This is a genomic window from Methylobacterium sp. WL64, from assembly GCF_008039945.1.
Classification (GTDB): domain Bacteria; phylum Pseudomonadota; class Alphaproteobacteria; order Rhizobiales; family Beijerinckiaceae; genus Methylobacterium.
Genome location: NZ_VRVA01000024.1, coordinates 1 through 18,217 on the forward strand (window position 1 = coordinate 1; position 18,217 = coordinate 18,217).

Here is an 18,217-nt window from a genome sequence, read left to right on the forward strand (position 1 = left end):
ACCCGGCCTGACGGCCGGCCCACCCTCCCCCGCAGCGGGGGGAGGGAAGAGCGCGCGTTTTGAGAGTGCCGCCCAGTCCCAAATGAACGGCGTCCATCTCTCGGGTGAGGCCCTGATGGGCCTGCGCCACTTGGCCCGGCGGGGCGCGGCGCCGGCGACCCGGACGCTCGCCGGCCTGCCCGGCGGCATCGTCACCAAGCGGCGCGGGCGCGGTTCCGAGCCGGAGGACGTGCGGCTCTGGTCCGAGGGCGACGACCGCCGGTTCATCGACCGCAACGCCACCGCGCGCACCGGGCAGCTGCACGTGCGCACCCATCACGACGAGCGCGACCGCGCCGTGGTGCTGCTCGCCGATTTCCGGCCCTCGATGCTGTTCGGCACCCGCCGGGCCCTGCGCTCGGTGGCCGCCGCCGAGGCCCTGGCGCTGCTCGGCTGGCGGGTGGCGGCCGATGGCGGCCGGGTCGGCCTCGCGGTGGCGGCCTCGGGGGGGCAGACGGTGCTGCGCCCGGCCGGCGGCGAGCGCGCCATGATCGCGGTGACCGGCGCCCTGGCCCAGGCGCATGCGGACGCCCTCGCGGCGGCCGGCGCCGCCGGGTCCGACACACCCCTGGAGCCGACCCTCGGGCTCGCCCGCAGCCTGCTGCCCGCCGGCGGACACCTGGTCGTCGCCAGCGCCCTCGACGCCCCCGGCCCGGGCTTCGACGAGACGCTGACCCTGCTGGCCGAGCGGGTCGCGATCCGGCTGATCCTGGTGAGCGACGCCTTCGAGCGCGCCCGCCCGCCGGGCTTCTATCCCTTCGCGTTGGCGGATGGCCGGCGCGGCACCGCGCTCCCGACGGCGCTGCCGGGTGAGACCGCCGAGGCGCGGCTGGCCGATTATGCCCGCTGGGGCATCGCGGGGGTGCGCCTCGACGTCGAGGCCGGCCCGGAGGCCTACGCGCCGCTGATGGAGCGCCTCGATGCGGTGCTGTGAGGCTCGGGGCTCTTCCCGACAGATGGGTGCCGGCTTGCGGACCGAGACGAGGCGCAGACGAAACCCTGCCGCGTCGCCGCGTCTCCCACATCCGGGCCCGGCGCGATGAACCCCGTCGAGATCGCCCCGAGCCTCGACCAGCTCCGCGGCCTGCACCTGCCGGGGGGCGCCGCCGGGGCGGTGCAGGGGGAGGTCGTCGCGGCGGCGGCCTTGGGCTTCCTCGCCGCCCTGCTGGTCGGGCTCGTCCGCTACCTGCGCGGACGGGCCCGGGCGAGCCTGCGCCGGGCGGCGCTCGCCGAGCTCGCCGGCACCCGCGGCCTCGATCCGGCTTCCCGTCTCGTGGCGCAGGCGCGCCTGCTGCGCCGCCTCGCCCGGACGCTCGCGGGGGACGCCGCCGCCCGGGAGACTGGCGCGGCCTGGGCCGCCCGCCTCGACACGCTCCTGGCCACCGACTTCTTCACGCGCGGATCCGGCCGGGTCCTGGCCGACGGGCTGTACCGGCGCCAGGAACCCGACCTCGACGGGCTCGACGCCGAGCTGGGACGCCTGATCGGACGGTTGCGGACATGAGCGGCCTCCTCCCCGCCTGGCTCACGGCGCAGCTCTCGGCCTTCGACCTCGCGGCGCCCTGGATCCTGTTCGCCTTGCCGCTACCGCTGCTGGCCGCCCGCCTGCTCCCGGCCGAGACGGAGGGCGGCAGCGGCGCCCTGCTGGTGCCCGGGACCCTGGTCGGCACCGCCCGCTCCGGCGCCGACCTCGCCGCCCGCGGCCGCCGCCGGGCCGCCCTGGTCTGGACCCTCTGGGCCGCCCTGGTGGTGGCGCTCTCCGGGCCCCGCCTGGTGATGCCGGCCGCGGCCCTGCCGGCTTCCGGCCGTGAGATCATGATCGCCATGGACCTGTCCGGCTCGATGGAGCGCCGCGATTTCACGCTGGACGGCGAGACCGTGAACCGGCTCACCGCGGTCAAGCGCGTCGGCACCGACTTCATCCGGCGCCGGGCCGGGGACCGGATCGGCCTCGTGATCTTCGCCGACCAGGCCTACGTCGCCGCCGCCCCGAGCTTCGACACCGCGGCGGTCGCCCGCGCCCTCGACGAGGCGACCATCGGCATCAGCGGCCGTTCCACCGGCATCGGCGACGGCCTCGGACTGGCCCTGCGCCGGCTCGACCCGAAGGACCCCGGGCCGCGTGCCGACGGCCTGGCGGCGCCCTCCGCGGCGCCCTCCGCGAAGGCCGTGATCCTGCTCTCGGACGGCGCCAACAATGCCGGCCAGACCGCCCCCAAGGACGTGGCCGCCCTGGCCAAGGAGCTGGGCATCAGGGTCTACACGATCGCGCTCGGCCCCCGGGACATGGCCGATGCCGACGGCGAGCAGGACGTGGTCGACACCGAGACCCTGCGCGACATGGCCCAGGCCAGCGGCGGCGAAGCGTTCCGGGTCCGCACCACCGAGGATCTCGTCCGGGTCGCCGACGCGATCGACAGGCTGGAGGGCGGCCGCGCCCTCGCGCCCCCCCTGCCGCTGCGCCGGGATTTTTGGCCCTGGCCGGCGGCCCTGGCGCTCGCCGCCGCCGCGGCCCTGCTGGCGACCCGGAGGGGGGTATGATGCGTCCGAATACGGCCTCCCCAACCCACACCCTCTTCCTGAGGTGCCGCGTCGGCGGCCTCGAAGGAGGGCTCCAGCCAGCCGCACGATCCCTGGAAACCTCCTTCGAGGCCTCCGCTGCGCTTCGGCACCTCAGGATGAGGATGTGGGCGGCAGGACAGCCCGCATGAGCGCCCTCGACGCCTTCGCGTTCCTGCGCCCCTGGTGGTTCCTGGCGATCCCGGTCGTGGCGCTGCTGGCGCTCCGCGCCGCCTGGCGGGCGGCGCCGCTCGGCGATTGGGGGCGGGCGGTCGATCCGGCCCTCATGGCCCATCTCGCCCGCGCCGGAGCCGTGCTCGGCGGACGGCGGCAGGCGAACCGGGCCGCCGCCCTGGCCGCCGGGGCGATCGCGCTGGCGCTGACCGGCCCCGCGGTGGAGCGCGCCGATACGGCGACCTTCCGCAATCTCGACGCGACCGTGATCGTCCTGGACCTCTCCCGCTCGGTCACCGAGGGTGGGAACCTCCAGGGCGTCCGCCAGGCCGCCGCCGCGATCGCCGAGGCCGCCGGCACCCGGGCCGTGTCGCTCGTCGTCTATGCCGGCGACGCCTATCTCGCCGCCTCGCCGACCACCGATCGGGACAGCTTCGGCACGACCCTGTTCGCCCTCGATGCCGACACCGTGCCGGACCGCGGCAGCCATCCCGAGCGCGGGCTGGCGCTGGCCCGCCGGACGCTGGCGGAGGCCGACGTCGTCGCGGCCGACGTGGTGCTGATCAGCGACGGCGACGGCATCGGCGAGGCCGCCAACCGGGAAGCCCGCGCTCTGGCCGATCGCGGCTGGCGCCTCCAGGCCCTGTTCGTCCCCGCCGACAAGCCGCTGCCGCCGGGTGCCCCGAAGCCCGACCGGGCCGCCCTCGACGCGCTGGTCCGGGCCGGCGGCGGGCGCGTCGCCGACATCACCGAGCCCGGCCCGGTGCTCGACGCGGTCGGGGCGGGGACCGCCCAGCACCTCGCGGCCGGTGGCTACGGCGTGCTCGCCTACGCGGATCTCGGCCGCTGGCTGCTGCTGCTTGCAGCCCTGCCGGCCCTGGTCCTGTTCCGCAGGAGCGCGTGATGGAGCGGTTCTTGTCCAGAACCGGTCTCGCAGTCCCGATCCGCGCCGGCCTTCCCCCGGGCTGGCGGCGGTTCGCCCGGATGGCCGGGCTGGCGCTGGCCGGCCTCGGGCTCGTGGCTCTGCTCGCCGTCTCGCAGCCCCGCACCGGGTTCGGGCGGCTGCTGATGGCGCTCGGCCTGCCCGGGCTCGCCGCCGACCTGATCGTCGATCCGGCCTGGCGCGCCGCCGCCCTGTACCAGGCCGGCCGCTACGGCGAGGCGATCGCGCTGTTCCGCAACGGCGGAAAACGGGCCCGTTACAACCTCGGCAACGCCCTGGCGCGAGCGGGCGATTTCGAGGGCGCGCTCGCCGCCTACGACGAGGCCCTGCGCTTCGACTCGCGCGACGCCGACGCGCAGGCCAACCGCTCCCTGGTCGCCCGGATGGTCGCCGAGGTGATCGACCGCGGCCCCGGCGGCGGCATCGCCAACGGCACCGCGCAATACGGCGCCCGCTACAACAACACCGCCAACCAGGACCAGAACAACGACATCAACGCCGCCTCCAGCGGCGAGGGCCTGGCCGGCAACAAGGAATCCAACGCCAGCGCGTCCCTGCCCGGCAACAGCAAGGTCGCCCGCCGCGGCAAGGCCGAGCAGCAATCGATCGACGCCGGCAAGGGCCAGGCCCGGGGCTCGGCCGGCGACGCGGCCGGGCGCGGCCGCACCGGCGGCGGTGCGGCCATGGTCGCGGAGGCGCCCGAGCGCGAGGTCCGCCGGGTGACCAAGAGCTTCGAGGCCCACGAGATCCGCCCCGACCGGCTCTGGCTCCAGACCCTGCCGGACGATCCCGGCCGCTTCCTCAAGCTGCGCCTGCGCGCCGAGCAGACCCGCCGGGTCGAAGCCGGCACCGCCATCCCGGCCGGGAGCAATCCGTGGTAGTGTTTTGGGACTTTTTCCGCCCGCGTCTGGCTCCCCTGGCGCGCTGCCGGACGGCCACGTTACCGGATGCGGAGCGGGTCCCCTCTCCCGTACGGAAGAGGGGGCTCGTCGTGGCCTGCGCAACGCGATGTGAACGTGCAGCAGCCGGCAGCCGGAAGCGACAGAGCCGCCTCCTGCTCCTGGCGCTCGCGCTCCTCGCCCCCGTCTCGGCGCAGGCCGAGATCGAGCCCGGCGACCTGACCCTCACGGTCACCGCGGAGTTCAACGGCAACAGCCCGCCCTTCGCCCGCGAGATGGTGCTGTTGAAGATCCATGGGGTCTACAAGCAGCCGATCCTGCTGGAGGAGGTCGTCCAGCCCACCCTCGCCAACTTCTCCTGGACGCAGCTCGGCCGCGACCATTGGAGCAAGACAAAGCTTCCGGACGGCCAGAGCGCCATCGCGTTCGACCGCACCGTGGCGGTGTTCCCGCACCACGCGGGCGACTTCATCCTCGAGCCCTTCACCCATAAGCTGACGGTCAACGACTTCGGAGAGCGGCGGATCGTCGAGGTGCGCTCGAAGCCGATCCCGTTCCCGGTGGCGGCCTGGACCGCCGCCGGAGGCGGCCCGGACATCAAGGAACCCTGGTGGCTGCCCGCCCGCGACGTGGCGGTCACCGATTCCTGGAGCCCGGACCCCGAGACCGTGAAGCTCGGCGAGACCACCCGGCGGATCGTCACCTTGGAGGTCCAGGGCATGGTCGCCGAGGGCCTGCCGCCCCGGCCGGTGATGCGCACCCGGGGCATCCTCACCTTCGCCGGCCCGGTCACCCGCGAGACCCTGCTGACGCCCTCCGGGCCGGTGGCCCGGGCGACCTACCAGTGGGACGTGCGGCCCGGCGTGCCCGAGGTGATCCCCCTCGACGCCATCGCGATCCCGTGGTTCGACACCAACACCCGCACCATGCGCGAGGCCGAGATCCCGGCCCGGCAGATCGGCGGCGGCCTGCCCGACCGGGAGGGCGACCGGGCGCCGCCCCCGGTGCCGTCCCCGCTGGTCGCGGCCGCCGCGGCGCTCGCGGCCTTCGGCCTGGGGCTGGCCCTGATCGGGTACGGCGCGGGCCGGCCGCGCCTGCGCCTGTCCGGTACCGCCCGCCGGGCCCTGAACCGGGCCGCCCGCGCGGGCGATCCGACCGGGTTCCGCGCAGCCCTGGAGGCCGCCCGCCGGGAGTCGCCGGAACTCGCCCGGACCTGGCAGGCCCGGCCCGATCTCGCGGCGCGGCTCGCCGCCCTCGACCGGGCGGTGTTCGGCACCGCGGGCGCCCCCGTCCCGGACCTGCCGGCCCTGGCCCGGGCGCTGTCGCGGCCCGAATTCTCGGCGGGCGCGCCCGGTCCGGACCGGTTGGCCCCGCTCGACGGGCCGGCGGCCTGATCCGGGCTTCGGCGGCCCCGGCATAGCGTCCGGGCAGGTACGCTTCTTGTGCAACGGCTCAAGTTCTGAGCACGCATCAATGTTTTGCACCGTCTTGCGGGACCTGATTTCGCTTCGTAGTCTTTGCTATCCCAACAACAAAGACTTGATTCGAAACAACAGGGAGGACGCCATGACACGCGCCAACGACGTCAAGAACCGGTTCCGCGCCCGGCTGCAGGATGCCGACGCCCGCAGCAACGACTTCCGCCGGAAGCTGCTGGAGGAGGGCAACCGCGCCCTCGAGCCGGTGGTCGGCGTCCTGAGCCTGATGGCGGAAGTGCTCAACGAGGAGGACAACGTCCACGGCAGCATCACGGGCCTCGAGGCCAAGATCGACCAGGACAACTTCATCAGCCTGTGCGCCAAGCTGCGCGGGACCGACACCGAGCAGAAGATCAAGATCAAGTACGGCCCCGAGCTCGGCGGCAGCAACACCATCTCGGTCTCGGGCCTCAATCAGCGCTACAACGAGCGCCTGGTCCCGGGCGCGACCGGCGCCGCCCTCGGCCGCAGCGTCGGCAGCGACATCCACCTGGACGAGCACCGCGGGACCGACCTGGCCGAGGTGGTCCGCGAGGTCGTCGAGGATTTCTACGCGGCCCAGATCGAGCAGCGCAGCCACTTCGCCGCCGTGCAGTAACGCGATCGCTGATCGTGCGGCGGGGAGCCGGATTCCCCTCGGCCCCGTCCTCGGCTAATCCTGCCCGGGATGGGGATGGGGCTCCCCGATAACCGCCCGGCCGTCGCCAGGCCGGGCTGATGGCTCCTACCGCACGGGCGGCTCCGGACGTCCGCGGTGGGGCCGTGCGCCCGACGCCGCGAAGCGGACGTGACGGCACCGCCCGACCGAACAGGAAGGGCCGGCATGATCAACACCCTCATCGTCATCCTCGGGGCCGGGCTCGGCGGCGGGGCCCGCCACGGGGTCAACGTCGCGGTCGCCCGGCTGCTGCCGGGCTTCGGGTTTCCCCTCGCCACGATCGTCATCAACGTGCTCGGCTCGTTCCTGATGGGCGTGCTGGCCGAGAGCTTCGCCCTGCGCGGGGCGGCCGGACACCCGGCGCGGCTGTTCCTGACCACCGGGGTGCTGGGCGGCTTCACCACCTTCTCGACGTTCTCGCTGGACGCGATCAGCCTGTACGAGCGTGGCCATCTGGCCGCCGCGGCCCTGTACGTGACGGTCTCGGTGGCGGCCGGTCTGCTCGGCCTGCTGGCCGGCATCGCCCTGATGCGGACGGTTCTCAGCGGTGGCTGAAAATGGTCATAGTTTCGAAAGGTCTTCGACCTTTTTCCGGGTCCAGGGCAGAGCTCTGGTATCCCGGGGCTGCGCCCCATTCCCCGCCAAAGGGCTGAGCCCTTCGGAACCCCGGACTTGCCTCAGTCGGCGATGAACTTCAGGCGGTGGTCGCGGTAGAGGTCGACGATCGCCGCGGCGGTCTCCTCGATCGAGCGACGGGTCACGTCGATGGTCGGCCAGCGGTTCTTGGTGAACAGCCGGCGCGACATGGTGATCTCGTCGGCCACCGCCGAGCGGTCGACATACATCGAGGATTCGTCGGCGTTGAGGCTCGACAGTCGGTTCTGACGGATCTGCACGATCCGCTCGGGCGAGGCGAACAGGCCGACCACCAGGGGCTTGCGCGCCCGCTCGATCGCCGGCGGCAGCGGCATGCCGGGCACCAGCGGCAGGTTCGTGGTCTTGAGCCCGCGGTTGGCGAGGTAGATCGAGGTCGGTGTCTTCGAGGTCCGGCTGACCCCAAGCAGGATCACGTCGGCATCCTCCAGGTCCTCCGGCAGGTTGCCGTCGTCGTGGGCCAGCGTGAAGTTCATCGCGTCGATGCGCTTGAAATACTCCGCGTTGAGCATGTGCTGGGCGCCCGGCCGGGCCGTGGTCTCGGCCCCGAGATAGGCGCGCAGCAGGTCGTGGACCGGCCGCAGCACCGACAGGCAGGGGGAGCCGGTCTCGCGGGCGACCTCTTCGAGCCGCTCGCCCAGGTCGCCGCCCACCAGGGTGTAGAGCACCAGGCCCGGCGCCGCCCGGATCTCCGAGATCACCCGGTCGAGCTGCGCCGCCGAGCGCACCAGCGGATAGACGTGCTCGATCGCCGAGACGCCCTCGTACTGCGCGGCCGCCGCCCGGCCGACGTTGATCAGCGTCTCACCGGTGGAGTCGGACACGAGGTGAAGGTGGAAGTAGCTCCGGCCCATCGGGTCGCCTTCGTCTCGCCGGGGGCGTTATCCACTGCCGGCCGCCAGGGAGTCGATGAGTGTGGATAGGATGCGGCTTCGGGCAGGTCCAGGGCGAAGGGGCCGCGCCTTATCGACTCCGCCGTTCACAGGTACGCCGTCGAGGCGCGCGGAATCCGGGCGCCTGGGAGAATCCGGGACGCAACAGGGGCGCGTACCGGACTCGGCGTTCGCAAGCCGCTGTTGGACTTGGCCGTTCTCGCAACATGGAGCGAATCCTTTAAAGCCTCGTTAACGGCGCGGCGGCGGGGACGGCCTGTGGATCCGATTGCACCATCGTGTTGAGGCCCCCCAATAGAAAAAACAGAGTCCTAGAATCTCTCTTTTCTTTTCGAGAGGGGCCTGTGTGGGGATCCGGCGCGCCTCGACTCGACAGGACGGCCGCTGACGGGCATGCGGAATGACGGGGACGGAATGGGAGCGACGATGACGGGGACGGAGCGCGGGTCCGGAGGCAAGTCCGAGCGGGCGGTGCTGCGCGTCCTCGAGGGCGAGGCGATCGGGCCGCCCCCCGCCTGGATGATGCGCCAGGCCGGCCGCTACCTGCCGGAATACCGGGCGAGCCGGGCCGAGGCCGGGTCCTTCCTCGACCTCTGCTACAGCCCGGACTTCGCCGTCGAGGTGACCCTGCAGCCGATCCGCCGGTTCGGCTTCGACGCGGCGATCCTGTTCTCGGACATCCTGGTCGTCCCCCACGCGCTGGGCCAGGACGTGCGCTTCGTCGAGGGCGAGGGCCCGCGCCTCGATCCCCTGGACGGCCGCGACGCCTTCGGGCGGCTGCGCGAGGCCGGCGATCCGGCGATTTTTTCGCACCTAGCCCCGGTCTTCGAGACGGTGAGGCGGCTGCGTGCCGAACTGCCCGGCGAGACCACCCTGCTCGGCTTCTGCGGCGCGCCCTGGACGGTGGCGAGCTACATGATCGGCGGGCGCGGCACCCCGGACCTCGCCCCCGCCCGGGCGCTGGCCGAGGGCGACACCGCCTTGGTCGACACCCTGATCGACCGCCTCGTGACGGTGCAGACCGAGTATCTCGTCCGCCAGCTCGAGGCAGGCGCCGACGCGGTGCAGATCTTCGAATCCCATGCCGGCACCCTGCCGCGCGCCGTGCCGGCCTCCGAGAATATCGTCGAGCCGGTGGGCGACGTGACCGAGAGCGCCCTGCCGGACGACGCGGCCGTGGACGCCCTGACCCGCTGGTCGCTCCGTCCGATCGCCCGGATGATCGCGGGCGTCCGTGCACGGGTCCCGCACGCCAAGATCATCGTGTTCGCCCGCGGCTCGGGCCTCGACGGCCATGCCCGGGTGGTGCCGGAGACCGGCGCCGACGCCGTGGGCGTGGATTGGGCGGTGGAACTGAAGGCCTTGCGCCGGCACGTGCCGGCCACGATGGTGACCCAGGGCAACCTGCATCCCGATACGCTGATCGCCGGCGGCGACGCCCTCGATGCCGGGGTCGACGCGGTGCTGGAGGCCACCGCCGGCCTGCCGCACATCTTCAACCTCGGCCACGGCATCACCCCGCAGACGCCGGTCGCCCATGTCGAGCGCATGCTCGCGCGGCTGCGCCGGTAGAGCCCGTGCTGTACGACTGGATCAAGGCCGGGCACGTCATCAGCCTGATCGCCTGGATGGCGGGCATGCTCTACCTGCCCCGGCTGTTCGTCTACCACGCGAGCCTGCCGCCGGGCTCGGAGGCGCAATCCGCGACCTTCAAGGTGATGGAGCGGCGCCTGCTCAAGGCGATCATGAACCCGGCCCTGATCGCCACCTGGGCGTTCGGGCTGGTGCTGGCCTGGATGAGCGGCTTTTACGCGAGCCCCTGGCTTCAGGCGAAGTTTGTGCTGGTGCTGGCGATGTCGGGCATCCACGGCTGGCTCGGCCGGATGGTCAAGGATTTCGCCGCCGACCGGAACACCCGCGGGCACAGGTTCTACCGGGTGCTCAACGAGGTGCCGACCCTCATGCTGATCGGCATCGTCATCCTGGCGGTGGTCAAGCCGGGCTTCTGATCCCGGGATCCTGTGATCCGGGGTCCGTTGCGCCGTCGGGGCCGGAGCCTTTCACCGGCCGGGCCGTTGGGGGCCATGACCAAGCTTTTCGCCCTCCTGCTGCCGATGGCGCTCCTCGCCGCCGCCCCCGCCCGGGCCGCGAGCTTCGCCTGCGACAAGGCCGAGACCCCCGACGAGAGGGCGATCTGCGGGCATCTCCCGCTTAACGACATGGATGTCGAGATGGCGACCCGGTTCGCCATCCTGAAGGATGTCCTGCCGATGGGCGGCCAGACCAAGCTGCGCGACGACCAGGAAGACTGGCTCAAGGAGCGCCACGCCTGCGGCGCTGACCTCGCCTGCCTGCGCGGCCTCTACGAGACCCGGTTGAAGGTGCTGCGCGGAGTGCTGGCGGAATTCGCCAAGCAGGGACCGCAATAGAAGCAGGGGCCGCAGCAGACGTTGTGTCGCCGGTTTGACGATCCTCGCACCGCAGGGCCGATCGATCCCGGCGCTCATGCGCGTGCGTGAACTCATCGCCGCCCGACCCACGGTCTCGTCCGCGGGCGGGAAAATCCTCTCCGGCGTCGGGGTGGCGGGTCGGTTTTGCGGTCGCTCGGCGGGGTGATCCGCCGCCGAGCGGGAGACACGGCCGGTGCAGGCGAGAGTCAGGACGTCCGCGAGCCGGTCGGCACCATGGAGGGCGTTCTAGAGCCGGGCCAGCAGCCGCTCCGCCAGCGGGTTCTCGGCCGCGAAGGCGTAGTCGACCCGCCGGACCGTCACGGCCCGGGCGCCGGCCTCGACCAGGGCGCCCGCGAGCGCGAACACCGCGCCCTCGGGGCAGCGCATCACGATCTCGCCGTCGCCCCCGCGCGGGGCACCGTAGGGCAATTCGGCCTCGTGCAGGCCCGCGATCGTGGCGAGGTCGATCGCGCCGCTCTCCGGCAGGGCCGCCCGGACCTCCCGGGTGGTGCGGGCGCGCTCCTCGGCGGCGATGCGGCCGAGCACGGTGCGCAAAGCCGTCCGCTGGTCCTCGCCCCAGGGCGCCTTCAGCGAGGCGACCAAGTTGGCCTCGGAGCGCAGGATGATGCCGTCGTCCAGCACCTTCAGGGCGTTGGCGCTGAGCGTCGCGCCCGTGGTGGTGATGTCGACCACGATCTCGGCGGAGCCGGCGGCCGGCGCACCCTCGGTGGCCCCCAGGCTCTCGACGATCCGGTAATCGGCCACGCCCTTCTCGGCGAAGAACCGGCGGGTCAGGTTCACGTACTTGGTCGCAACCCGCAGGCGGCGGCCGTGGCGGGTGCGCATCAGCGCCGCGACCTCGTCGAGGTCGGACATCGCCCGCACGTCGATCCAGGCCTGGGGCACCGCCACCACCACGGTGGCGTTGCCGAAGCCGAGCGGGGTCAGGAGTTCGACCTGGCCGCGCACGTCCGGCAGGGTCTCGCGGATCAGGTCTTCGCCGGTCACCCCGAGATGGGCGGCGCCTGAGGCGAGCTGCGCCGCGATCTCCGAGGCTGACAGGTAGCGGACCTCGACCCCCGGCACGCCGACGAGCTTGCCGCGGTAGTCGCGGGCGCCGGCACCCTGGGCGAGCCGCAGGCCGGCGCGGCCGAAGAACGCGCTGGCGTTCTCCTGGAGGCGTCCCTTGGACGGGACGGCGAGGATCAGCGGCATGGCGCCCGGTTCCGAGGGGGTCATCGGCCGGCTCCCGCCACGCGCTCGACCCAGAAGGTGCAGCCCACCGCGGGCAGGGGCGCCGGGCTGCCGAGATGCCCGAGCAGGCCGTCGTAGCGGCCGCCGCCGACCAGCATCGGCCCGTCCCCCTCGTTCACCTCGAAGATGAAGCCGGTGTAGTAATCGAGGTTGCGGGCGAAGCCGCCCTGGAAGCGGAACCGCTCGATCGGCAGGCCGCGCGCCGCGATGAAGCCGGTACGCTCCTCGAACAGGTCGAGGGCGGCCGAGAGCGCGTCGTGGCGCAGGCCCGCATCGGCGACCAGCGCCCGCAGGTCGCGTGCGGCGGCGTCCGGATGGCCGGCGATGGCCCGGTAGCGGTCGAGCACGGCGCGGTTCTCGGGGTTGAGCCCGGCCCCGCCATTGGCCTGCGCGGCCGCCTTGCCGAGGAAACGCTCGGCGATCTCGCCGGCGCTGCGGCCACCCACCGCCGAGATGCCCGCGATGGCGAGCACGTCCTCCACGAAGGCGCGCACGCCCCGCGGGTCCTGGCCCTGGATCGCGGCGAGCAGCCCGGCATGGGGATCCTCGGGCCGGGCGCCCTCGCCGCCATTGGTGACGTCGTCGAGGGATCGCCCGGCGGCGAGCGCCCGCAGGGTCCGGCGCTTGGCCGCCGGCGGCACCGCCAGCCCGTCGAGCAGAGCCACGGTCAGACCCATATCGCCGAGCCGCACCGCGGGGTCGGTCCGGCCGAACAGCGCGAGGCCTTCGAGCGCCAGCCCCAGCACCTCGGCATCGGCGGCCGGGGTGTCGGTGCGGCCAATCGATTCGATGCCGGCCTGGAAGAACTCGTCCGGCTCGTCGGCGGCCAACCGGAAGACCGGGCCGCAATAGCTGTAATCGGCCGCCCGGCCATCGGCCTGGGCCCGGTGCAGGCGGCAGACGGGGATCGTGAATTCCGGCCGCAGGCACAGCTCGGTCCCGGCCGCGTCCTGGGTGACGAAGATGCGCCGGCGGATGTCCTCGCCGGACAGTTCCAGGAACGGCTCCACCGGCTGCAGAACCGGCGGCGTCACCGGGTGGTAGCCGGCCGCACTCAGATGCGCGAGCAGGCGCGTCCGCGCCGCGTCGCCCGCCCCCGTCTCACCGGCCTCCGGTCGTGTCATGGTGTCCATCCTCGCGGGCGCTCTGTAGCAACCGCAATCGCGCTTGGCGACACGCACGCGCACCCGACCGGCGCGACGGTGTACGCAGGCCTGCCCGGACGGGGCGGGGTGCGTTTCCTCAGAGCGGCCGGGTGCTGCCGAGCCGGGCGCCCCGCGGGCGTCGTCCGGGCTTGCGGCGGGTCAGCGTGGCCATGGCGGGGGCACCCGCGATCCCGGCGCTGAGCACCGGAGCGCTGCCGGTCCCCGGGGTGGCGACCGCGGTGGCGCTCGGCAGCCGGTCGGGCACCGAGCGGCCCGCCCAGGCCGAGGCCGGCTCGGCGAGCATCAGCGCGGCCGACAGGATCAGGGTCTTGGCCAGCATCCCCGGGTCTCCCAGCCGGCCCCGTCGCGGGTCCGACCGGGGACAACGCGGCCGGACCCGCCGCGTTCGATGCCGCGAGCGGACCAGCCTCAGCGCGCGCCGTCGACGCGCATACCGGTTCGGCGCAAGCGGGCGCGCTGAACCGGGGAACGGCCCTAAACGGCCGGAAAGTGCCGGGCCAGCACGGCGCGGACCTGCGCCACCATGTCGGCCTCGGGGCAGGAGACCTGCGCCGGGCGCGCGGCCTTCCACTCGGCGTTGCTGCCGATGCTCTCGGCCGCCCGCGCACCCTCGATCAGATCCTTGATCTGGACCTCGCCGGCCAGGCGCTCGTTCGAGCCCTGGATGATCGCCGCCGGGGCGCGGCGCCGGTCGGCATACTTCATCTGCGCCTTCATGCCGGCGGAGCCGAGATAGAGCTCGGCCCGGATGCCGTCGGCCCGCAGCAGCGCGACCAGCCGCTGGTAATCGGCCATGTTCTCGCGGTCGAGGACCAGCACCACCACCGGGCCGGGGGTCTCGGTGCCGGCGAGCAGCGGGCTCTTCACCAGCTGCAACGCCGAGAACAGCCGCGAGACGCCGATGGAGAAGCCGGTGGCCGGCACCGGCTCGGCCCGGAACCGCCCGACCAGGCCGTCGTAGCGGCCGCCGCCGGCCACCGAGCCGAAGCGCACGGTCTGGCCGTCCTCGTTGGTGACCGGGAAGGTCAGCTCGGCCTCGTAGACCGGGCCGGTGTAGTATTCGAGCCCGCGCACCACGCTCGGATCGGCGCGGATCACGTCGTGGCCGTAGCCGGCGGCGGCGCAGAGCCGCATGATCGCGTGCAATTCGGCGATGCCCTCGCGGCCGGTCTCGGACCCGCCCACCGCCTCGTGCCAGCCGGCGAAGAACTTCTCCCAGAAGGCCATCCGGTCGGCGCCGTCGCCGGCATCGGCCTGGAACGACACGTAGGCCAGGATCCGGGACACCGCATCGGCGTCGAGGCCCGCGCCCTTGGTGAAGTCGCCGCTCTCGTCCTTGCGGCCCGCGCCCAGGAGGTCGCGCACGCCGTCGACGCCGAGCCGGTCGAGCTTGTCGATCGCCCGCAGGACGGTCAGGCGCTGGCCGGCCTTGTCGGGGCCGGCGAGCCCGATCGCCTCCATGACGCCGTCGAGCACCTTGCGGTTGTTGACCTTGACCACGTACTGGCCGCCGAGCCCGAGCCGGTCCAGCGTGTCGGCCATCAGCATGCAGGTCTCGGCATCGGCCGCGACGCTGCCGGCGCCGACGATGTCGGCGTCGAACTGCATGAACTGGCGGAAGCGGCCGGGGCCCGGCTTCTCGTTGCGGAACACGAAGCCGGCCCGGTAGCTGCGGTAGGGTTTCGGCAGCGCGTCGTAGTTCTCGGCCACGAACCGGGCCAGCGGCGCGGTCAGGTCGTAGCGCAGGCTGAGCCAGGCCTCGTCGTCGTCCTGGAACGAGAACACGCCGGCATTCGGCCGGTCGAGGTCGGGCAGGAACTTGCCCAGCGCCTCGGTGTACTCGACGAACGGCGTCTCCAGGGCCTCGAAGCCGTAGAGCTCGAAGCTCTTGCGGATCGTCTCCAGCATCCGCCCCTGCGCGGCGATCTCGTCGGCGCGGCGGTCGACGAAGCCGCGGGGCAGGCGGGGTTTCAGGATTTCGGCCCGGCTCTCGGCCTTCGCGGTTTCGGGCTTGGACATGTGAACGCGTTCGCTTCCCGCGGACCCGGAGCCCGGGTCCGGTGTGAGTCGTCCCCGGCGCGGCGGGGATCCTGGGGCCGGGCTCTAGAGCATGACGGGCGAAAGGGGAATTCGGTTTCCGGCCGGCTCGCTCGGCCGCTCGTGCCGCGCCGCCCTGGAGCATCGTTCCGAAAGGTGGCCGCCGGCTCCCGCCTTCGAGGGCGCTCCTGCGCGTCGCCGCGCCCGGGTGAGGGGGCGGGTGGGAACGCCCGTCAAACCGTTGAAGAATTCAGTACGGCGCCGTCAGCTTGATCCAGAGCAGGACCGCCAGGCTGATGACGGCGATCGGCATCTGCAGGGGGCGCAGGCGGGCATGGGCGAGCGGCACCTGCCCGGCGCGCGCCGCAATCGGATCCAGGATCCCGATCGCGGCGTAGCCCAGGATCAGCATGGCCAGCGCCGGCACCGCCTTGCCCATCACGGCCGAGAACAGGCTGAACAGGCCGAGCCCGTACAGGATCAGCATCGTCACGATCTGCGCGAGATGCGGGCCGCCCTCGGTGCGGAAGCTGACGCCCCGGTGGACGCCGGCCAGGAACAGCAGGATCGAGGCGGCGTACAGCAGGGTGAACAGGGCCACGAGGTAATCGAGGGGTTGGCCGTTCAGCCACCAGGTCGCGGCGGCGCCGACCGCGATCGGCACCATCGGGCCGAAGCCGAAGACGAGGTCGAGCCACGGGATCCGGCGCGGCTCGTGCGCGGTGATGGTGCGTCCGGTAGCGTCGTCGCGCATGTCTGTGGGGCCGGGCTCTCGGGTTGACGGTTTGCTGCGCTGCGGCGCCGGGACGGGGAACGGCCCCACGGGAACGCGGTTCCGTGCAGAGCGCATTAGCGCCGCCGTGCCGGTTTCGCGAGGTCCGGCGTGCGGAGGCGGTGTTCAACTGATCGTGGCGGGTGGGTTCGGGCCATCGGAATCCGGCCTCCCGAACGACGACGGTCCAGCGCATCGTGCCGGGTACCGGAACCGGCGCGATGCGCTCTAACCTCGAGCAAGAGTGTCTTTTTCCCAAAGCCGGAGGCCACCGGTCGGAACGACGCTCCGGGCTTCAGCGCCGCGCCGCATCCGGGGCGACGTGAATCCGGTGGTTCCTGCGGGGGAGAGCGGCGCGGGTGCAGCAGCCCCGTCCCGCGGCGAGGCGGGCCCGTCGTCACCGATCTCGCGCGCCCCGGACCAACCCCGATCCATCAGCCCCTTGAGTGCAGTGGAAAAACGCGTTACTTTTGCTCTGCCCTCATCACAAGGTCAGCGCCGCAGCGCGCCCGTGAGCCGCGAGGGTCCTGCCGTACACGGTCCAGCCAAGACGATCTTCGGGCCCCTCGCTGTTCCAGCGCGGCCCGCTCTCCGGCGCCCGTCCCCCGGGTTGCTTGGCGCAGAACCGGCCCTCCCACCTTCTTCGTCGGTTGCAAGACACCCCATGACGCCACATCCCGACGCCTTCGCCGACCCCCTGGCCGATCCCGAGACCGCGGATGCGGCCGACGCGCCCGCCACCCCGGGGACCGTCGCCGCCCTCGAGGGCGTGCGCGAGGTCAAGCTGTTCGATCTCAAGGCCAAGACGCCGACCGACCTGATTGCGTTCGCCGAGGAGGTCGAGGTCGAGAACGCCTCGACCATGCGCAAGCAGGAGCTGATGTTCGCCATCCTGAAGCAGCTCGCTGCCAAGGAGGTCGAGATCATCGGCGCCGGCACCGTCGAGGTGCTGCAGGACGGCTTCGGCTTCCTGCGCTCGAACGACTCGAACTACCTGCCGGGCCCGGACGACATCTACATCTCGCCGACCCAGATCCGGCGCTTCGGCCTGCGCACCGGCGACACCGTCGAGGGCCCGATCCGCGGCCCCAAGGACGGCGAGCGCTACTTCGCGCTCCTGAAGGTCAACACGATCAACTTCGAGAACCCGGAGAAGATCAAGCACAAGGTCCACTTCGACAACCTGACGCCGCTGTTCCCGACCAAGCGGTTCAAGCTGGAGCTCGAGAATCCGACCAAGAAGGATTTCTCGCCCCGGATCATCGACATCGTCGCGCCGATCGGAAAGGGCCAGCGCGCCCTGATCGTGGCGCCGCCGCGCACCGGCAAGACCGTGCTGATGCAGAACATCGCGCAGTCGATCACCCTCAACCACCCGGAATGCTACCTCATCGTGCTGCTCATCGACGAGCGCCCCGAGGAGGTCACCGACATGATCCGCTCGGTGAAGGGCGAGGTCATCGCCTCGACCTTCGACGAGCCGGCCACCCGCCACGTGCAGGTCGCCGAGATGGTGATCGAGAAGGCCAAGCGCCTGGTGGAGCACGGCCGCGACGTCGTCATCCTGCTCGACTCGATCACCCGGCTCGGCCGCGCCTACAACACCGTGGTGCCGTCCTCCGGCAAGGTGCTGACCGGCGGCGTCGACGCCAACGCCCTGCAGCGGCCCAAGCGCTTCTTCGGTGCCGCCCGCAACATCGAGGAGGGCGGCTCGCTCTCGATCATCGCCACCGCGCTGATCGACACCGGCTCGCGCATGGACGAGGTGATCTTCGAGGAGTTCAAGGGCACCGGCAACTCGGAGATCATCCTGGACCGCAAGGTCTCGGACAAGCGCATCTTCCCGGCGATCGACATCACCCGCTCCGGCACCCGCAAGGAGGAGCTGCTGGTCCCGCCGGACGCCCTCAAGAAGACCTACGTGCTGCGCCGCATCCTGAACCCGATGGGCGTCACCGACGCGATCGAGTTCCTCATGGACAAGCTGCGCCAGACCAAGAGCAACGGCGACTTCTTCGACTCGATGAACACCTGATCGGGTCCCGGACCCTGTCTCGAGGGCTCCGGCCCTGAATCCCACCAAAGGGCTCGGCCCTTTGGAAACGAAAGGTCGGCGTTGACCTTCTCCTAACCGGCCGCTGCCATGGTCGGCCCTGGGAGCCAGGTTGCGTATCGGCTCCGCGACAGCCCCGCCGGCCGGTTCATCCCGGCGGCGGGGCTCGTCGCAGCCTTGCTTCGCAA

General features: G+C 72.4%; 18 protein-coding genes and 1 riboswitch. Of the genes, 12 read left to right on the forward strand and 6 right to left on the reverse strand.

The window, feature by feature from the left end; all coding sequences use genetic code 11:
- Positions 1-82: 82 nt before the first annotated feature.
- From FV242_RS13245 to crcB, 8 genes are all read left to right on the forward strand, one after another.
- Positions 83-973 (forward strand): DUF58 domain-containing protein, encoded by an 891-nt coding sequence (locus tag FV242_RS13245; protein WP_147939249.1) that lies wholly within the window; start codon positions 83-85, stop codon positions 971-973.
- Between the two features lie 105 nt (positions 974-1,078).
- Positions 1,079-1,543: a DUF4381 family protein gene (locus FV242_RS13250; RefSeq protein ID WP_147909098.1), complete on the forward strand. Its 465-nt coding sequence runs from the start codon at positions 1,079-1,081 to the stop codon at positions 1,541-1,543.
- Positions 1,540-2,580, forward strand: a complete 1,041-nt coding sequence (locus tag FV242_RS13255; RefSeq protein WP_147939250.1) for a VWA domain-containing protein — start codon at positions 1,540-1,542, stop codon at positions 2,578-2,580. The genes FV242_RS13250 and FV242_RS13255 overlap by 4 nt, the downstream gene beginning before the upstream one ends.
- A 166-nt stretch (positions 2,581-2,746) precedes the next feature.
- Entirely contained in the window at positions 2,747-3,676 is a 930-nt protein-coding gene (locus FV242_RS13260) for a VWA domain-containing protein (protein ID WP_147939251.1), read from the forward strand.
- Positions 3,676-4,596 carry a tetratricopeptide repeat protein gene (locus FV242_RS13265; RefSeq protein WP_147939252.1) on the forward strand — a complete coding sequence of 307 codons (921 nt, stop codon included), beginning with the start codon at positions 3,676-3,678 and terminating at the stop codon, positions 4,594-4,596. Before FV242_RS13260 ends, FV242_RS13265 begins: the two co-directional genes overlap by 1 nt.
- A gap of 173 nt (positions 4,597-4,769) precedes the next feature.
- A complete protein-coding gene (locus tag FV242_RS13270) occupies positions 4,770-6,008 on the forward strand; it encodes a BatD family protein (RefSeq protein ID WP_187278417.1) in 1,239 nt (412 codons plus the stop codon).
- Between the two features lie 172 nt (positions 6,009-6,180).
- Complete coding sequence (locus FV242_RS13275) at positions 6,181-6,690, forward strand: hypothetical protein (protein WP_147939254.1); 510 nt, start codon at positions 6,181-6,183, stop codon at positions 6,688-6,690.
- Positions 6,691-6,752: 62 nt separating this feature from the next.
- Positions 6,753-6,826, forward strand: a riboswitch (Fluoride riboswitch).
- An 89-nt stretch (positions 6,827-6,915) separates the two neighbouring features.
- Entirely contained in the window at positions 6,916-7,305 is a 390-nt protein-coding gene (gene crcB, locus FV242_RS13280; RefSeq protein WP_147856154.1) for a fluoride efflux transporter CrcB, read from the forward strand.
- Positions 7,306-7,427: 122 nt separating this feature from the next.
- On the opposite strand, the gene FV242_RS13285 is transcribed toward crcB, so the two are convergent.
- Positions 7,428-8,258, reverse strand: a complete 831-nt coding sequence (locus FV242_RS13285; protein WP_058190745.1) for a pyruvate, water dikinase regulatory protein — start codon at positions 8,256-8,258, stop codon at positions 7,428-7,430.
- 453 nt (positions 8,259-8,711) lie between these two features.
- On the opposite strand from FV242_RS13285, the gene FV242_RS13290 reads away from it, so the two are divergent.
- From FV242_RS13290 to FV242_RS13300, 3 genes are all read left to right on the forward strand, one after another.
- A complete protein-coding gene (locus FV242_RS13290; RefSeq protein ID WP_147939255.1) occupies positions 8,712-9,869 on the forward strand; it encodes a uroporphyrinogen decarboxylase in 1,158 nt (385 codons plus the stop codon).
- Between the two features lie 5 nt (positions 9,870-9,874).
- Complete coding sequence (gene hemJ, locus FV242_RS13295; protein ID WP_147939256.1) at positions 9,875-10,306, forward strand: protoporphyrinogen oxidase HemJ; 432 nt, start codon at positions 9,875-9,877, stop codon at positions 10,304-10,306.
- A 75-nt stretch (positions 10,307-10,381) separates the two neighbouring features.
- Positions 10,382-10,726 carry a lysozyme inhibitor LprI family protein gene (locus tag FV242_RS13300; protein ID WP_147909088.1) on the forward strand — a complete coding sequence of 115 codons (345 nt, stop codon included), beginning with the start codon at positions 10,382-10,384 and terminating at the stop codon, positions 10,724-10,726.
- A 267-nt stretch (positions 10,727-10,993) separates the two neighbouring features.
- Here the strand turns inward: FV242_RS13300 and hisG are convergent, their stop codons facing one another.
- From hisG to FV242_RS13325, 5 genes are all read right to left on the reverse strand, one after another.
- Positions 10,994-11,986, reverse strand: a complete 993-nt coding sequence (gene hisG / locus FV242_RS13305; protein ID WP_147909087.1) for an ATP phosphoribosyltransferase — start codon at positions 11,984-11,986, stop codon at positions 10,994-10,996.
- A complete protein-coding gene (locus FV242_RS13310; protein ID WP_147898692.1) occupies positions 11,983-13,125 on the reverse strand; it encodes an ATP phosphoribosyltransferase regulatory subunit in 1,143 nt (380 codons plus the stop codon). The genes hisG and FV242_RS13310 overlap by 4 nt, the downstream gene beginning before the upstream one ends.
- Positions 13,126-13,243: 118 nt before the next feature.
- Positions 13,244-13,486 carry a hypothetical protein gene (locus tag FV242_RS13315; RefSeq protein ID WP_147939257.1) on the reverse strand — a complete coding sequence of 81 codons (243 nt, stop codon included), beginning with the start codon at positions 13,484-13,486 and terminating at the stop codon, positions 13,244-13,246.
- 155 nt (positions 13,487-13,641) lie between these two features.
- Entirely contained in the window at positions 13,642-15,186 is a 1,545-nt protein-coding gene (hisS, locus tag FV242_RS13320; protein WP_147939258.1) for a histidine--tRNA ligase, read from the reverse strand.
- A gap of 268 nt (positions 15,187-15,454) precedes the next feature.
- A complete protein-coding gene (locus tag FV242_RS13325; protein ID WP_147909084.1) occupies positions 15,455-15,958 on the reverse strand; it encodes a DUF3429 domain-containing protein in 504 nt (167 codons plus the stop codon).
- 682 nt (positions 15,959-16,640) lie between these two features.
- Here FV242_RS13325 and rho point away from each other — a divergent pair.
- Positions 16,641-18,011, forward strand: coding sequence for a transcription termination factor Rho (gene rho / locus FV242_RS13330; protein ID WP_147909083.1), 1,371 nt, complete (start codon positions 16,641-16,643; stop codon positions 18,009-18,011).
- Positions 18,012-18,217 lie beyond the last annotated feature (206 nt).

What these genes read in the sequence shown, in the direction of transcription:
- FV242_RS13315 (WP_147939257.1), bottom strand. Translation starts at nt 13,486, where the DNA reads ATGCTGGCCAAGACCCTGATCCTGTCGGCCGCGCTGATGCTCGCCGAG.
- FV242_RS13300 (WP_147909088.1), top strand. Translation starts at nt 10,382, where the DNA reads ATGACCAAGCTTTTCGCCCTCCTGCTGCCGATGGCGCTCCTCGCCGCC.
- hisG (WP_147909087.1), bottom strand. Translation starts at nt 11,986, where the DNA reads ATGACCCCCTCGGAACCGGGCGCCATGCCGCTGATCCTCGCCGTCCCG.
- FV242_RS13275 (WP_147939254.1), top strand. Translation starts at nt 6,181, where the DNA reads ATGACACGCGCCAACGACGTCAAGAACCGGTTCCGCGCCCGGCTGCAG.
- FV242_RS13255 (WP_147939250.1), top strand. Translation starts at nt 1,540, where the DNA reads ATGAGCGGCCTCCTCCCCGCCTGGCTCACGGCGCAGCTCTCGGCCTTC.
- FV242_RS13265 (WP_147939252.1), top strand. Translation starts at nt 3,676, where the DNA reads ATGGAGCGGTTCTTGTCCAGAACCGGTCTCGCAGTCCCGATCCGCGCC.
- FV242_RS13290 (WP_147939255.1), top strand. Translation starts at nt 8,712, where the DNA reads ATGGGAGCGACGATGACGGGGACGGAGCGCGGGTCCGGAGGCAAGTCC.
- hisS (WP_147939258.1), bottom strand. Translation starts at nt 15,186, where the DNA reads ATGTCCAAGCCCGAAACCGCGAAGGCCGAGAGCCGGGCCGAAATCCTG.
- FV242_RS13285 (WP_058190745.1), bottom strand. Translation starts at nt 8,258, where the DNA reads ATGGGCCGGAGCTACTTCCACCTTCACCTCGTGTCCGACTCCACCGGT.
- crcB (WP_147856154.1), top strand. Translation starts at nt 6,916, where the DNA reads ATGATCAACACCCTCATCGTCATCCTCGGGGCCGGGCTCGGCGGCGGG.
- rho (WP_147909083.1), top strand. Translation starts at nt 16,641, where the DNA reads ATGACGCCACATCCCGACGCCTTCGCCGACCCCCTGGCCGATCCCGAG.
- FV242_RS13245 (WP_147939249.1), top strand. Translation starts at nt 83, where the DNA reads ATGAACGGCGTCCATCTCTCGGGTGAGGCCCTGATGGGCCTGCGCCAC.
- FV242_RS13325 (WP_147909084.1), bottom strand. Translation starts at nt 15,958, where the DNA reads ATGCGCGACGACGCTACCGGACGCACCATCACCGCGCACGAGCCGCGC.
- FV242_RS13260 (WP_147939251.1), top strand. Translation starts at nt 2,747, where the DNA reads ATGAGCGCCCTCGACGCCTTCGCGTTCCTGCGCCCCTGGTGGTTCCTG.
- FV242_RS13250 (WP_147909098.1), top strand. Translation starts at nt 1,079, where the DNA reads ATGAACCCCGTCGAGATCGCCCCGAGCCTCGACCAGCTCCGCGGCCTG.
- FV242_RS13310 (WP_147898692.1), bottom strand. Translation starts at nt 13,125, where the DNA reads ATGACACGACCGGAGGCCGGTGAGACGGGGGCGGGCGACGCGGCGCGG.